This is a genomic window from Anaerostipes faecis, from assembly GCF_910574135.1.
Taxonomy (GTDB): Bacteria; Bacillota; Clostridia; order Lachnospirales; family Lachnospiraceae; genus Anaerostipes; species Anaerostipes hominis.
Genome location: NZ_CAJSYK010000040.1, coordinates 1 through 13717, shown reverse-complemented (window position 1 = coordinate 13717; position 13717 = coordinate 1). Strand labels below are relative to the sequence as shown.

The 13717-nt window shown below is 44.4% G+C and carries 12 protein-coding genes, 1 tRNA gene and 1 pseudogene; 3 read left to right on the top strand and 11 right to left on the bottom strand.

Annotation, left to right across the window (positions count from 1 at the left end; genetic code table 11):
• Nucleotides 1–521: 521 nt before the first annotated feature.
• The 8 genes and pseudogenes from QGT46_RS16230 to QGT46_RS16195 all read right to left on the bottom strand — a co-directional run bounded on the left by QGT46_RS16230 (nucleotide 522) and on the right by QGT46_RS16195 (nucleotide 8231).
• A complete protein-coding gene (locus QGT46_RS16230) occupies nucleotides 522–1571 on the bottom strand; it encodes a virulence RhuM family protein (RefSeq protein ID WP_301591603.1) in 1050 nt (349 codons plus the stop codon).
• A gap of 471 nt (nucleotides 1572–2042) precedes the next feature.
• A complete protein-coding gene (gene rlmD, locus QGT46_RS16225) occupies nucleotides 2043–3713 on the bottom strand; it encodes a 23S rRNA (uracil(1939)-C(5))-methyltransferase RlmD (RefSeq protein ID WP_148460353.1) in 1671 nt (556 codons plus the stop codon).
• Nucleotides 3714–3832: 119 nt separating this feature from the next.
• Nucleotides 3833–4339 (bottom strand): metallophosphoesterase, encoded by a 507-nt coding sequence (locus tag QGT46_RS16220; RefSeq protein ID WP_006568650.1) that lies wholly within the window; start codon nucleotides 4337–4339, stop codon nucleotides 3833–3835.
• 12 nt (nucleotides 4340–4351) lie between these two features.
• The gene (locus tag QGT46_RS16215) at nucleotides 4352–4936 is read right to left on the bottom strand and encodes an XTP/dITP diphosphatase (RefSeq protein WP_024728518.1); all 585 of its coding nucleotides are present in this window, start codon (nucleotides 4934–4936) and stop codon (nucleotides 4352–4354) included.
• Nucleotides 4937–4940: 4 nt separating this feature from the next.
• The gene (locus QGT46_RS16210; protein WP_024728519.1) at nucleotides 4941–6080 is read right to left on the bottom strand and encodes a THUMP domain-containing class I SAM-dependent RNA methyltransferase; all 1140 of its coding nucleotides are present in this window, start codon (nucleotides 6078–6080) and stop codon (nucleotides 4941–4943) included.
• Nucleotides 6081–6108: 28 nt separating this feature from the next.
• Complete coding sequence (locus QGT46_RS16205) at nucleotides 6109–6420, bottom strand: rhodanese-like domain-containing protein (protein WP_024728520.1); 312 nt, start codon at nucleotides 6418–6420, stop codon at nucleotides 6109–6111.
• 537 nt (nucleotides 6421–6957) lie between these two features.
• Nucleotides 6958–7235 (bottom strand): annotated as a pseudogene (locus QGT46_RS16200) (lysophospholipid acyltransferase family protein); the annotation flags it as partial.
• A 99-nt stretch (nucleotides 7236–7334) separates the two neighbouring features.
• Nucleotides 7335–8231 (bottom strand): DMT family transporter, encoded by an 897-nt coding sequence (locus QGT46_RS16195; protein ID WP_148460354.1) that lies wholly within the window; start codon nucleotides 8229–8231, stop codon nucleotides 7335–7337.
• A gap of 216 nt (nucleotides 8232–8447) precedes the next feature.
• Here QGT46_RS16195 and QGT46_RS16190 point away from each other — a divergent pair, with 216 nt between their 5' ends.
• Both QGT46_RS16190 and QGT46_RS16185 read left to right on the top strand, forming a co-directional pair.
• A complete protein-coding gene (locus QGT46_RS16190) occupies nucleotides 8448–8786 on the top strand; it encodes a P-II family nitrogen regulator (protein WP_024728523.1) in 339 nt (112 codons plus the stop codon).
• A 122-nt stretch (nucleotides 8787–8908) separates the two neighbouring features.
• Nucleotides 8909–10147: an ammonium transporter gene (locus tag QGT46_RS16185; RefSeq protein ID WP_024728524.1), complete on the top strand. Its 1239-nt coding sequence runs from the start codon at nucleotides 8909–8911 to the stop codon at nucleotides 10145–10147.
• A 451-nt stretch (nucleotides 10148–10598) separates the two neighbouring features.
• On the opposite strand, the gene QGT46_RS16180 is transcribed toward QGT46_RS16185, so the two are convergent.
• From QGT46_RS16180 to QGT46_RS16170, 3 genes are read right to left on the bottom strand one after another with little or no spacing between them, the layout of a single operon-like run.
• Nucleotides 10599–11384, bottom strand: a complete 786-nt coding sequence (locus QGT46_RS16180; RefSeq protein WP_148460356.1) for a DUF1189 family protein — start codon at nucleotides 11382–11384, stop codon at nucleotides 10599–10601.
• Between the two features lie 2 nt (nucleotides 11385–11386).
• On the bottom strand, nucleotides 11387–11941 hold the full coding sequence (locus QGT46_RS16175) for a DJ-1 family glyoxalase III (RefSeq protein ID WP_148460357.1): 555 nt from the start codon (nucleotides 11939–11941) through the stop codon (nucleotides 11387–11389).
• Between the two features lie 4 nt (nucleotides 11942–11945).
• Nucleotides 11946–13310, bottom strand: coding sequence for an alanine/glycine:cation symporter family protein (locus QGT46_RS16170; RefSeq protein ID WP_148460358.1), 1365 nt, complete (start codon nucleotides 13308–13310; stop codon nucleotides 11946–11948).
• A 145-nt stretch (nucleotides 13311–13455) separates the two neighbouring features.
• Here QGT46_RS16170 and QGT46_RS16165 point away from each other — a divergent pair.
• Nucleotides 13456–13527, top strand: a tRNA-Arg gene (locus tag QGT46_RS16165).
• Nucleotides 13528–13717: the final 190 nt, after the last annotated feature.

Sequence of the window (13717 nt, the reverse complement as noted above, 5' to 3'; positions counted from 1 at the left end):
ATATCGGGTTTCTGTCCGTAGGGCTACGATTTCGCTATCCCTTCTTCTCGCCCACACCTCACGATGCAAACCTTGGGAGTCGCTTACAAGTTCGTCGGTAGCTACGCCTATGTGGACTTGCACCACAGAACACGGACATGCCCGTCATACTTAAAAAGGGATACTTTTTTACAAGTACCCCTCAAATTCAATATTTAATTTGTTGTGTTCCCACACTCTATATCAACAACTACTGAAACATTGATACAGTTTTTAATCTCTTTATTTCTGATTTTATCGCCCACACTTGTAAATACGATATGCTTGAAAAAGTGCCTAAAATTAAGGATTTCTACATAGTTTTTTGTTGTAGCAACACACAAGTCTCCACATGAGTATCAAATTAAAACATATCCCCACAAAATCACGGAAATATGGACAATACTTATACAGTACTAACACTGATTGTGCATCCCTTTTCCCACAAAAATATATTTAATACTCATTTTTACACCATTTATTATCTTCTGCTGTTTCCTACTTTATAAATTCTGTTTTCCTTTTTCTTCTAATTCCATCAAAAACTTATCGTAATCAGACATAAATAGTCTGTCTTGTACAATACGATATTTTTCAAATTCTGTTTCTGCATGGAGTTTTGCCTGCTCTGCACTAATCTTACCTGCACCTGTAAGTATCTCGTTTCCGTTAAATTCCAGAAAACCATCTAACCGCTTTGCCCAATCTTCCATACTCATCGGAATATGACGTTCTGCCTGCAATTCTGCATAATCAAGATATAAAGATACAATCCTTTCCATATAGGATATTTCTTTGTCATTTAAATAATTCTTTGCGATTGACACATCAGCTTTTACAATTTTTCCATTTGGAGCTGCTTCCCATGTAGATAATCCCATGTGTTCCTTCTCCGCATTAGCCCGTTCAACAATAAGTTCTGCTGCCGTATGTCTATGAACAGCCCAATGCATTTTATTTTGTACGGTCTGGAAAAAACGTCTGGTAGTCCCCGCATCCTTATCATAATCAAAAGCAGTAGCATATAGGTCAGTAATCTTTTGGTAAAATTTACGCTCTGAAAGCCTTATCTCACGAATGTTCTCTAACTGCCGCTCAAAATACTCATCTGTGAACATATGACCTTTTTTTAGACGTTCTTTATCCATTGTCCAGCCCTGGATGGTATAATCTTTAACAATTTGTCCTGACCACTTACGGAAACGCACTGCACGCTCATTGTTTACCTTAAAACCGACTGCGATAATCATCTGCAAATTATAATGGATAACTTCACGGTTTACCTGTCTTGTTCCTTCCGTTTGAACTATTCGGAATTTCCGAATAGTTGCTTCCTCAACAAGCTCACTATCATCATATATTTTCTTAATATGCTCATTTATTGTCGGCAAACTTACGTCATAAAGCTGTGCCATCATTCTCTGCGTCAGCCATATATTCTCATCCTCATAGCGCATTTCCATGCTATGCGCATTATCTCCGATAGATGCGACATACGTCAGATATTCTGCTGCCGAGCTATGGATAGCTATCTCATTTTTCTTTTTTGTCATTATATTTCTCCCAATGCAATTTTTCATCGTTACTCTAACACCAAAACCGCCTTTGTCTAACAAGTTCAAATTTTATTTATATAAATCCTTTCTCAGTCGCATTACCAACACATTAAATTGTTCTTCATTTTGTTGTTGGATAAATTTTTCTACTTCTTTCGTCAAACCGTCATCCTTGGAAATCAGCTTCAGCTTAGGAATTGCCATTTTCAAATCATTTATTGCATTATTTCTATTTTCATCATCCGATAATTCTTGTTATATCTGACAACTCCTAAAGAAAGCTTGGCTTCAGCAGGAAAAGTACAATTTGTGCAAATACAATTATTGATTCATTCACTCTCTTTTTTTCCTGCATTGGCTGAAAAATGAAGGTAGATAAAATTAATGTAATCAAAGAAGAACCCAATATACTAATAACTATTGATATCACATTATCTATACTCATGTTTCTACCCTCAAAAATACATATCAGATAACCTCAAAATGCTTCAAGGCATCTTTGATTGCTTCTACTTTTTCTGGTGTTGGATGCTTCCTCGGCTGTTTCAATTCCTCTACCACATTTGGAGCATCGTACATCGGCAAACCTAATTTCCTCTTTACCTCTGCAATATATGCGGTATGTACTTTGAAGCCATATTTCGCTTCTATGTACTCCTGTATCATCTTGTAAGTAACTCGCTCTTTCGGCTTGTAGGCTTCTGCTCTTTCAGAAATCGCCTTTAGCGGAACCTTGTCCTCACCCTCGCCAAACTCTACTTTTACGTTGATATGACTATCTGGCTTTTTGTGGGAAAGCAGTACCACCGTCTCCACATGCACCGTCGAAGGAAACATATCCACACATCCCCCTCTCTCAACTTCATACCCGGCCTCCCGAAAGATTTCCAGATCCCTCGCCAAGCTCGTAGGCTTACAGCTGATATAAACCATCTTCTCCACCCCAAAGTCAATGATCTTCTGAATTGCTTTCGGATGTATCCCATCCCGGGGCGGGTCCAGCACAATAAAGTCCGGCTTGTCTTCCAGCTCATCGATCACCTTCAGCACATCCCCTGCGATAAATTCACAGTTATCAAGCCCATTGAAACCGGCATTTTCCCTGGCAGCCTCCACGGCTTCTTCGACGATCTCCACACCGACCACCTTCTTTGCCACCGGCGCCAGCATCTGGGCAATGGTCCCGGTTCCGCTGTACAAGTCAAAGATGACCTTGTCCTTCGTCTCTCCTACATACTCCCTGGCAGTCTCATACAACACTTCCGCCCCCAAAGTATTAGTCTGGAAGAAAGAAAACGGAGAAATCTTAAATTTCAGCCCAAGGATTTCCTCATAGAAAAAGTCCTCCCCGTAAATTGTCTCTATCCGGTCTGCCTGCACCACATCGGCCAGACTGTTGTTCATCGTATGCAGAATCCCCCGGATGCTGCCGTGAAGGGGCAGAGAGAGCATCTCCTCTGCCAGAGGCTTCATATCCACATCAGCCTGGGAAGTTGTGACGATATTGATTAGCAGGTCCCCATTTGCCTCGGAACGGCGGATAACCAAGTGCCTTAGATATCCCTCGTGGCTCATTTTATGATAAAAATCACAGCCTAATCGTGAAAAATAATTTAATGCACAGGAGACGAGCAGATTATAATCATTATCCACAATTTTGCAGTCCGTAATGTTGACAATATCGTGGAATGTATTCTTCTTATGCATGCCCAGAGCCAGCGGGCCTTCTTTGACTTCATCTCCAAAGGAAAACTCCATCTTGTTGCGGTATTCCCACCATTTAGGGCTTCCTTTGATTCCCTCCCATTTTTCATCGGGGATATAATCCTTTAAAAGCTCCCGTACCTGACCCTCTTTGATTCTCAGCTGGTTTTCATAGGAAACCGTCTGATAAAAACAGCCCCCGCAGGTCCCGAAATGAGGACATCTTGGGATACCATCCTCCATCTCAGACGGCTCCAGCACTTCTACCAGTCTGGCGACAGCTTTGTCTTTCCGAAACTTGGTCACCTGTCCTGCGATTCTTTGGCCCTGGATGACCCCTTTGACTGTGATCTCCCGGTCCTCAAATGCAAATGTCCCTTTATTCGGAAACTCTGTCTTTTCAATCAAGCCTTCTACAAAATCCTTCTTTTTCATCTTTTGACCTCAACTCTAATTTATTCTTCTTTATACGACGAAAAAACTGCCTGTGCCATTGACACTTGGACAGCCTCGCTGTTACTTACAGTATTCATGCCACAAACAGTTTTTTCATGTTAAATGTTCAGTTCTCTGAAATGTTCTTTATAATATCCATGGGCATAATGAGCCTCTCCCATATCGTCGATCTCCATCAGGAGAAACGTCGGCTTTCTGCCGGCCTGTCTTGGATAGGAAATACTCCCGGGGTTCAGAATTGTCATATCGTCCCCGATCTCTATGAACGGCACATGGGTGTGCCCGTACATCACGACGTCTACATCGTGCATCTCTCCATATTCCCGCAGATAATCCACCCCGGAATTCACATAATACGGATGTCCGTGGGTTACCCAGATGCGGTAGCCCTCTACCTCTATGGTCTCCTCGCTGGGGAGGTCAAGATAATAGTCATTATTTCCCGCCACCATGACGACAGGGCATCCGGCAATATCACGGATATACTGGTCACCGCGCTCTACATCGCCGCAGTGAATCAGCATGTCGATCTCGCCGACCTGCTCCAATACCCCTTTTACATCGTCATTACGACCATGAGAGTCACTGATTACTAAAATTCTCACAAGATAACCTCCCTAAAGAATGTCTTTGATTTTCCTCAATGCTTCTCCGCGATGACTTAACCTGTTTTTTTCTTCACTGCAAAGTTCCGCACTGTATCTGCCCAACTCCGGCAGAAAAAAGATCGGATCATAGCCAAATCCATTCTCTCCCTTTATCTCATATCCAATGATACCTTCCATAGTACCACGACTTGTCCGTATTTGTCCATCCGGAAATGCGGCTGCGATCACACAGACAAATCTGGCGGTTCTTTCTTTTTCCGGCACGCCTGCCATCCGGTCCAGAATCTTCTGATTCTTAACGGGATACGGGGTGTCCTCTCCCATATATCTGGCCGAGTACACTCCCGGCTCTTTGTTCAGCGCATCAATCTCCAGCCCGGAGTCATCCGCCATCGTAAGTTCTCCGGTAAGTTCCATGATGGCCTTGGCCTTGATGACTGCATTTTCCTCAAATGTTGTGCCGTCTTCTATAATCTCTGCGTCCACCCCTGCCTCTTTCATGGACACGACCTCATACTCTGTGTCCGCAAGGATTTCCCTGATCTCTTTCATCTTGCCCTGATTTCCTGTTGCAAATATAATTCTTTTCTTCATAATCTTATCTCCTGGGCGGTTTTGGTCCGAGATACTGACAGAACTCGGCACGAATCATTCCGTTGTAGACCTTTCTAACCTTTGCAGCTTTACCAATGTACTTCTGTGCATCTTCGTAAGAGGTGATCACATATTTAGACCATGTATCCATCTTCTGAAAAATGTCTCCAATCTGCCCGTAAAGTTCCGGCAGAGCCTCTTTTTCTTCAAGCCGCTCACCATAGGGCGGATTGGTTATGATAAATCCATAGGGTTTCGGGTGGCTGAAATCTTTTACTTCTCTTTGCTGGAAATGGATCAGATGATCCACTTCAGCGGCAGCCGCATTTTCCCTGGCAAGCTTCAGTACCCTGGAGTCTTTGTCGTAGCCCTGCAGGTCCATAGAAATATCCAGGTCCATCAGGTCTCCGGCTTCATCGGCCGCATCATACCATGTCTTTTTCGGAAGAAAATTAGTCCACGCCTCTGCCTCAAAGGAGCGGTTCATCCCCGGAGCGATGCCGGCTCCCATCATGGCAGCCTCGATCAGAAAGGTTCCGCTTCCGCAGAACGGGTCCACCAAGATGCGGTCCTTCTTCCAGGGTGTCAGCATGATCAGCGCCGCTGCAAGAGTCTCTCTGATCGGAGCTTCACTTGTCAGAGTGCGGTAGCCCCGCTTATGCAGCGGAGTCCCGCTGGTGTCAAGACTGACTGTTACCTCGTCTTTTAATATGAAGACACGCACTGGATACTCGTTCCCTGTTTCCGGAAACCAGGACACGCGGTACCGCTTTTTCAGACGTTCCACCATAGCTTTTTTGACGATCGACTGAATATCCGGAGCACTGTAAAGTTTGCTCTTTGCAGTGGAAGCCTTTTTCACCCAGAACTTTCCGTCCTCAGGAATAAAATCTTCCCAGGCAAGCTCTGCCGTCCTGTCAAACAGCTGCTCGAAGGTCGATGCGCGAAAGGCACCAACCTTGAGCAAAATCCGTTCTGCGGTCCTCAAAAACATATTTGCCCTTGCAATTCCGCCAAGGTCAGAAAAGAAGGTCACCCTTCCGTCCTCAACCTTTGCAATCTCGTATCCTAAATCCTGTATTTCTCTCTTTAATACTGCCTCCAGGCCAAAGTGGCATGGGGCGATCAATTCTATATTATTCATGTTTCTCCTTTGCATTATAATATTCATTCTACAATTTTAGGCCCAGAGATGTCAACTCTCCGCGGTAATAATAAATCCCGCCGACAATATTGTAGACCTCATATCCCTGCTCAGCCAGATGCCTTGCAGCCAGCATGCTCTGTCCGCCGAAGTCACAGTAAACAATGATCTTTTTATCTCTGAAAGCATCCTGATCTTTTATGACACCATAGGGCATGCTGAGAGCCCCTTGGAGATGTCCCTGTTTAAATCTATACGGTTCTCTCACATCAAACATCACATGATCATCCTGTTTCGAACGGTCAATACCTTCCTGCAAAGTTATATTTGTAAATTCCATTTTCAAACACTTTCCTTTTATAATTTAGAATATGCAGGAACATGAAAAGACGTCCAAAGAAAATTTCTTTGGACGTCTCTCCCGCTTTCTTCTTCTAATAACTAACGGTTAGAAGAGTTCTGGCTGCTGTTCTGAGATTTATTCTGGTTTTTGTTCTGAGATTTGTTCTGAGATCTGTTCTGGCCGTTACTCTCGTTTGAACTGTTGCTGTTGTTACTGTTGTTGCTTTCGTTAGAATAATTTTTTGACATGATAAATTCTCCTTTCTGTTGGTTACACAAATATTGTCTGCAAAAGAGAAAAAAATATTCTTGCAAGATTTACAAAACGCAATTATAAAAAATTTTTGTATTATCCATATTTTCATCTGAAAAAAATTTATTGCTTTTTTTTTAGTGATACCTTATAATGCAGATAGTAGAAGGTATTCATTATATATATTTCTACTATATAACCCCTTATTAATTTATTTATACTCCCCTCAAAAAGACCAGATTTCCCTATCTGGCCTTTTTTTCTGTCTAAAAACAATACTTTTTAATGTAATCCGATTGCCTTTTGGATTCTGTCCTTTACCTGTTCTGCAATCTCCGTAGCCTTCATATTTTTGTAATCACCATAATACAGGGGCTTCAAAAAATGCACCTGGACTGTGACAGGCTTTATCGTATTGGAATCAAAAGGAATAAATGCATCCACGAGGGCTACCGGGACGATCGGACATTTCGCCTTTATGGCAGCCTTGAAGCTTCCTACTTTCAATGTCTGTATCTCATTCCGTTTTTCGAGCGGGTTCCTTCCGCAAATATGTAATATTCCTTTACTATTCTAATATACTTCATCGCAGAAACCGCTACAATGAAAAAGACGTATGAATACAACATTCATATGGTTTTTTCCACAAAACAGGCTGTCTACTGTTTATTCACTGCCGCAATTCCTCCGCATACAAGGAAAATGGATGCGATATTTACCGCGGTAAAGACGTTTTCTCTTAAAAGCAGGCCGGAAAGCAGGGTTCCGAACACCGGGATCAGCAGATTATAGATGGAAATGGAGCTGACCTGATAATGAAATAAAAGCCAGGTCCAGACGCTGAATGCAACGGCAGAGAGGACTGCCATATAAAGCAGCAGAAGCAGGCCGCTGCTTTGGAACGTCAACGTTCCATTTCCTGCATATCCAAAGATCAGAAGCAGGCTTCCTCCGAGCAGAAGCTGATATCCGGCGATCAGCATCACATTCATCGTCTGTGCCAGCTTCTTGCTGTAAATGGATGCGAGACTCTGTGACAGTGCCGCCAGCACAATGAACCCTTCTCCGTTCCAGGCAAATCCGCCGAGACTCCCTCCCTGGAGATTGATCAGGATGATGCCGGAAAGTCCCACGGCACATCCTATGATTTTCTTTGCCGTCAGCCGGTCGCTCTTAAAAAAGAAAGGTGCCAAAACCACCGGAAAGAATGCCGTAAATGAGTTGATGATCGACCCCTTGGCTCCCGTGGTATGCGCAAGGCCCACATAAAAGAAATAATACTGGATTGTCGTCTGAAGGATTCCTAGGGTCAGAAGCTGTTTGAATGCCCCTTTTTTTGGCAATGGCCGCTGTCTTGTCTGGACTCCTAAGACTGCAAGCACCATGAGCCCTGCCGCCGCAAAACGGATGCCTGCAAACAGCAGCTTGCTCCCGATGTCATCTCCCTGTATCTTAAAGATCTCATAGCCCAATTTTACGCTGGGAAAAGCGCTTCCCCATAAAAAAGTGGCAAGCACCGCGAGGGCTGCCATCAATGATTTGTTCTTTTTTTCCATAAATTCCTCCGCTCCTGATTGTTCTTCTATTCTATCATGTTTTACGGACAGATTAAGAATGATTTTCATCTGTATTTATTTTTATACAAACCGATTTTTTATTGACAAATGAATCCCCAGGAGTATAATGGAAACCAATCAAGAACAAAGGCGTTCCGATCAAGAGATTGGAATGCCTTTTTTTCTTAAATTAAAAAGAGGAGGAATTATATTATGATGAAGAAAGTTGTAGTTGTCATCAAACCTGAGAAGCTCACGGATGTAAAACATATCCTGGAAGCTCACAAAGTATCCGGACTCATGATCTCCAATATCATGGGCTATGGAAACCAGAAAGGATTTACCCAGAAATACAGAGGGAATGAATTGAATTCCAATCTGCTCCCTAAGATCAAAGTAGAATCTGTGATGCCGGAAGAAGTTGTAGAAAAGGTGACGAAAGATATCGTAAACACCGTCCGCACCGGTAAATTCGGAGACGGCAAGATCTTTGTCTCACCTGTGGAAGAAGCTATCAGAATCCGTACCGGTGAGACCGGAAAAGACGCTTTATAATCTAAGCGGTAAAAATATGAAAACAATAGAATACTTACATCATTATCAAAGGGGATAATGCAGCCAGGCCATAAATGGCAGGCACGCATTGTCCCCTTTTTGTCTTAAAGGAGGATATAAATATGGACGTACAGCAGTTATTAAATATTGTATGGACTTGTATCTCAGCTTTCCTTGTCTTCTTCATGCAGGCAGGCTTCGCAATGGTTGAGACAGGTTTTACAAGAGCGAAAAATTCTAGCAACATCATCATGAAAAACTTGATGGACTTTGTCCTCGGCACCCTTTGTTTCTTTGTCATTGGATTTGCCCTGATGTTCGGAGGCGACAATCCTATCGTCGGCACCACAGGCTTTTTCAATCCAACATCCATTGACTTGCAGCAGTTTAAAGATCTCACGCCGGGTGTCTTCATGATCTTTCAGACTGTATTTTGTGCCACAGCCGCAACCATCGTTTCCGGGGCCATGGCAGAGCGTACAAAGTTTTCTTCCTATCTGGCTTACAGTGCACTGATCAGTCTGATCATCTACCCGATCACCGGACACTGGATCTGGGGCGGCGGATGGCTTGCCGATCTTGGTTTCCATGATTTTGCAGGCTCCACTGCAGTCCATTCTGTCGGCGGATGGCTTGCACTAGTCGGTGCTGCAACCCTCGGTCCCCGTATCGGGAAATATAAAGCAGACGGAACTCCGAGAGCGATACCTGCCCACAACATTGCTTTAGGTGCACTTGGAGTCTTTATCTTATGGTTCTGCTGGTTCGGATTTAACTGCGGTTCCACGACTGCTGCCACCGATACTCTCGGCTCCATCGCCATGACAACAAACCTGGCTGCCGCCGCATCCACCTTAGTGGCATTGATCATCACCTGGGTACGCTATGGAAAGCCTGATGTTTCCATGACTCTGAATGGTTCCCTCGCTGGACTCGTAGGTATCACGGCCGGTTGTGACGTGGTATCCAATTACGGAGCGATTGCCATCGGTGCTATCTGCGGAGTCGTTGTAGTTGCTGTAATCGAACTGCTTGATAAAAAAGCAAAAATAGATGACCCGGTCGGAGCCTGCGGTGTGCATCTGGCCTGCGGCGTGGTTGGAACCCTTCTGACAGCCTTCTTCGCAACCGGAGATTCATTAAAGCTTTTAGATATCACAAGAGGTGCATTTATCAAAGCACAGTTTATCGGTGTCGCTGCCGTTGCCGCTTACTGTATCGTCGGCGGGCTCATCATCTTCCAGGGACTTAAGCATACCATCGGACTTCGCGCTTCCGAGGAAGAAGAAATTGCAGGTATGGACATATCAGAGCATGGTATTTCCGGTTATGCAGATTTCCCACTGAAAAGCGACCATTAATAGAACAAAGTGGGCAAGCCCACTTCAACGCCCCAACCCCTCACTCTTTGAGGGGCTTGACAACTTTGCGTGCCAGATGCAATTTGCCGCAGGCAAATAATTTCCTTACGCATCTGTGCACAACCCGCGGAGCGTTTTTATTTCATAGGGAAGGTCGTAGAACTTTCCTATGAAATAAATAATATAACCGGGGTCCTCTCCCCCGTTTATATAAAAGACTAATTTTGTTGAAAAACCCCTGAGGATGTTCTCAGGGGTTTTCTCGTATCTTATCGTTCCAAACGGATGCTCTGACAGGCACATCCTCTGGGACATCTTCTCAAGGATCGGCTTCAGGCGGAACCTTATTACCTTTACTTTTTTAAAGCGTATTTTTTCTTCCGGCTTTGTGCTGGACGTATCTGCTTCGGCTTCTTCATAAGGGATTTCCAGACGCATTATTATTCAGATTCTACTCTTTCGCCTTCTTCTCCACAAGTCCCATCATCATCAGCTGATAGCTCACCAGATATCCGATCATGATCCATATGATCCCTGTGAAGAAAGAAATCCCCGCCGTAAGGCCGATGGTACCGATCAGTTCACAGGGTACCCTGGCATAGATAGACATCTGAAAAATCTTCCCGAATGCCATGGGCTGATTTCTGGTTTTCATATTCAGAGACACCAGCCAGGAGATCAGCAGACAGTAAAACAGATACTGAAGGACGATTCCTGCATATACAAAAAGCAGTGAGACAAATATCAGGAAATATACCAATGGAAGCAGATTCGCCATATCCTGATTCGTAAATGTGACATTTTTCATGGTACTGAAATTTTTTGTTATGGTCTGTCCCATGACAGAAGTCTTAATCACCATATTATTCTTTGAAAAATGAACTTCATCGGAATATTTATCATCGAAGTCATCTGCCCCAATGGACTTTTTATTTGAATCTGCCGAGATATGGAGTGCGCCCAGATTAAAGTCAATAGCGCGTTCCAGCTTTAATTGTCCGTCTTTCAGTTCAAAGGCAGGCAGCCGGTTCATGACAAAGTTTCTCGGGCCTCCCACACTCACAGCAAATCCTGCCAGATCCATCACCGGTCCAAGCAGAGTAATGACCAGGCCCATCAGCAATGTAAATATAGCTACCTTCCATTTTTTCACGTTCAGCAGCTTCTTATACTGCCTCGGTTTGGTGCAGGCAATGTAGAACTGCTCCCAAATGCTTATTTTTTCTGTACTTTGCATTCTTATTTTTCCTCGTATATGATGCTTTCCAATAATTTCTCTTTGGCCTCTGTTCCAAGCAGAAGTTCCACCAATTTCCCCGCAAACGGGATGGCAGTTCCCATACCCCGGCTGGTGATCACCTTGCCGTCAGCGACAACGGATTCAGTCACATATTCCGCATTTCCAAGCCCATCCTCCTGTCCGGGATAACAGGTCGCTTTCTTTCCGTCTAAAAATCCATACTTGCCGAGCACTGTCGGCGCGGCGCAGATCGCTGCCAGATATTTTCCATTATCATACGCCTTTTCCAGAAGCTTCGCAAGCCCTTCATGCTCTCTCAGCGCAATGGTGCCCGGCATTCCGCCCGGCAGCACGTACATGGCTCCTTCCGGCTCCAGCACTTCGTGAAACATACAGTCTGCCTCCACTTCGATATGATGGGAGCCTGTGATCATCTTAGAAGGCCCTACAGAAACCATAATGACTTCGATCCCTGCCCGACGGAGCATATCTACGACTGTGAGTCCTTCTATCTCTTCAAAACCATCTGCTAAAAACACAAATACCTTATTCATAAGTTCATCGTCCTTTCTTAATCTGTTCAAAACGAAAACATTCTTTTACTACTACTTTATGTAAAACAAGCAGGCATATCAGGTTTGGTACTGCCATCAGCCCATTCATTGTGTCCGAGAAATTCCATACAAGCTGAAGCGGCACGGTGGCCCCCACAAAGACTACAAAAGAGTATACAACCCGGTATAATTTAATATAAGAAGTCTTTTTCACCAGGTATTCCAGCGCTTTCTCTCCGTAATACTCCCATCCTATGATCGTGGAAAAGGCAAACATGATGATCCCCAGACCGACGCATATCTCCCCGGCCGGGCCAAGAGCCTTTTCAAACGCTTTCATCGTCAGCGCCGCCCCGGTGATCAGTCTGCCGTGGGAATCCACACTTCCGAGCACCCCCGAGGATGCTACAATCAGACCCGTCACACTGCATACGACCAGCGTGTCAAAGAAAGTCCCTGTCATGTTGATATATCCCTGTCTGGAGGGATGATCCGTCTTAGCCGCTGCCGCAACGATCGGAGCAGAACCCAGACCTGCCTCGTTGGAAAATATTCCTCTGGCGATTCCCCACCTCATGGAAGAAAATAATCCTGCTACAATCGTACCTCCGACTCCCCCTGCCATAGCCCTCGGAGAGAGTCCCATTTCAAAAATCATCCTGATTCCCTGTCCTAGATTGGCCCTGTTCATATAGATGACAGCAATGCCCATCACAAAATAAAATACTGCCATCTTGGGTACGAAAAATCCGCACACCCTGCCGATGCTCTTGATCCCTCCGATCAGGATGGACAATGCCAGCAGAGCGATCACAGCTCCGGTCAGCCAGTGGGGAGTGCCCCAAAGGCCTGCCATTGACTCGGCAATGGAATTGGCCTGTGTCATATTCCCGATGCCGAAGGATGCAAATACTGTAAATAAGGAAAAGAAAAATGCCAGCACGAGACCAATCCATTTAATCTTAAAACCATTCTTCATGGCATACATAGGTCCGCCGCACATTTCTCCGTTTTCATTGACTTCCCGGTATTTCACCGCCAGAACACTCTCTGCATATTTCGTAGAAAGCCCGAACAGGGCACTGATCCACATCCACAGAAATGCCCCGGGGCCGCCCATGACCATGGCGGTGCTGACGCCGACGATATTTCCGGTTCCTATGGTAGCTGCCAGAGCTGTCATCAATGACTGGAATCCGGAGATATCCCCGTCCTGTCCCCCGCTCTTATCCCTGACAAACACCATCCTTAAGGCATAGGGGAGATTCCTCCACGGAAGAAATTTAAGGCGTATGGTCAGAAAGATACCTGTCCCCATCAAGAGCACAAGCATGACAGGTCCCCATACAAAATCATTGATCGCTTTCATAAACTACCTCCCTGCATCTTTCCGGCCGAGCGTAGAAAGATTCTATTTAACTACTTTAATGAAAAAATATGAAAAAGTCAACGCCATGCAACTTTTTTCATTGACTTTTCATAAATGAATCGTTACAATAATAGATGTGTTTCACGGGTCTGTAGTTAAATGGATATAACAGCCCCCTCCTAAGGGGCCGTTGTGGGTTCGATTCCCGCCAGGCCTATGTTTAAAAGTTCCGTTTTAACGGAACTTTTTTTGTTTCTCAGGAATATGTTGATAAATTAGTTTATGCTTTCAGGAGGTTATACTGTGAAAGAAAGTAGAGGACAGCCAATAAAAGGCGCACTTTAATAAGCTGTCTAATGGCAGCGCAAAAAAGATTATTGTTTTAAAAAGCTAAGAAGCTAATTGCG

Excerpts from the sequence above, each read along its gene's own strand:
- QGT46_RS16205 (WP_024728520.1), bottom strand. The coding sequence starts at position 6,420 with ATGGAATTTACAAATATAACTTTGCAGGAAGGTATTGACCGTTCGAAA.
- QGT46_RS16215 (WP_024728518.1), bottom strand. The coding sequence starts at position 4,936 with ATGAAGAAAAGAATTATATTTGCAACAGGAAATCAGGGCAAGATGAAA.
- QGT46_RS16185 (WP_024728524.1), top strand. The coding sequence starts at position 8,909 with ATGGACGTACAGCAGTTATTAAATATTGTATGGACTTGTATCTCAGCT.
- QGT46_RS16190 (WP_024728523.1), top strand. The coding sequence starts at position 8,448 with ATGAAGAAAGTTGTAGTTGTCATCAAACCTGAGAAGCTCACGGATGTA.
- QGT46_RS16230 (WP_301591603.1), bottom strand. The coding sequence starts at position 1,571 with ATGACAAAAAAGAAAAATGAGATAGCTATCCATAGCTCGGCAGCAGAA.
- QGT46_RS16180 (WP_148460356.1), bottom strand. The coding sequence starts at position 11,384 with ATGCAAAGTACAGAAAAAATAAGCATTTGGGAGCAGTTCTACATTGCC.
- rlmD (WP_148460353.1), bottom strand. The coding sequence starts at position 3,713 with ATGAAAAAGAAGGATTTTGTAGAAGGCTTGATTGAAAAGACAGAGTTT.
- QGT46_RS16195 (WP_148460354.1), bottom strand. The coding sequence starts at position 8,231 with ATGGAAAAAAAGAACAAATCATTGATGGCAGCCCTCGCGGTGCTTGCC.
- QGT46_RS16175 (WP_148460357.1), bottom strand. The coding sequence starts at position 11,941 with ATGAATAAGGTATTTGTGTTTTTAGCAGATGGTTTTGAAGAGATAGAA.
- QGT46_RS16210 (WP_024728519.1), bottom strand. The coding sequence starts at position 6,080 with ATGAATAATATAGAATTGATCGCCCCATGCCACTTTGGCCTGGAGGCA.
- QGT46_RS16170 (WP_148460358.1), bottom strand. The coding sequence starts at position 13,310 with ATGAAAGCGATCAATGATTTTGTATGGGGACCTGTCATGCTTGTGCTC.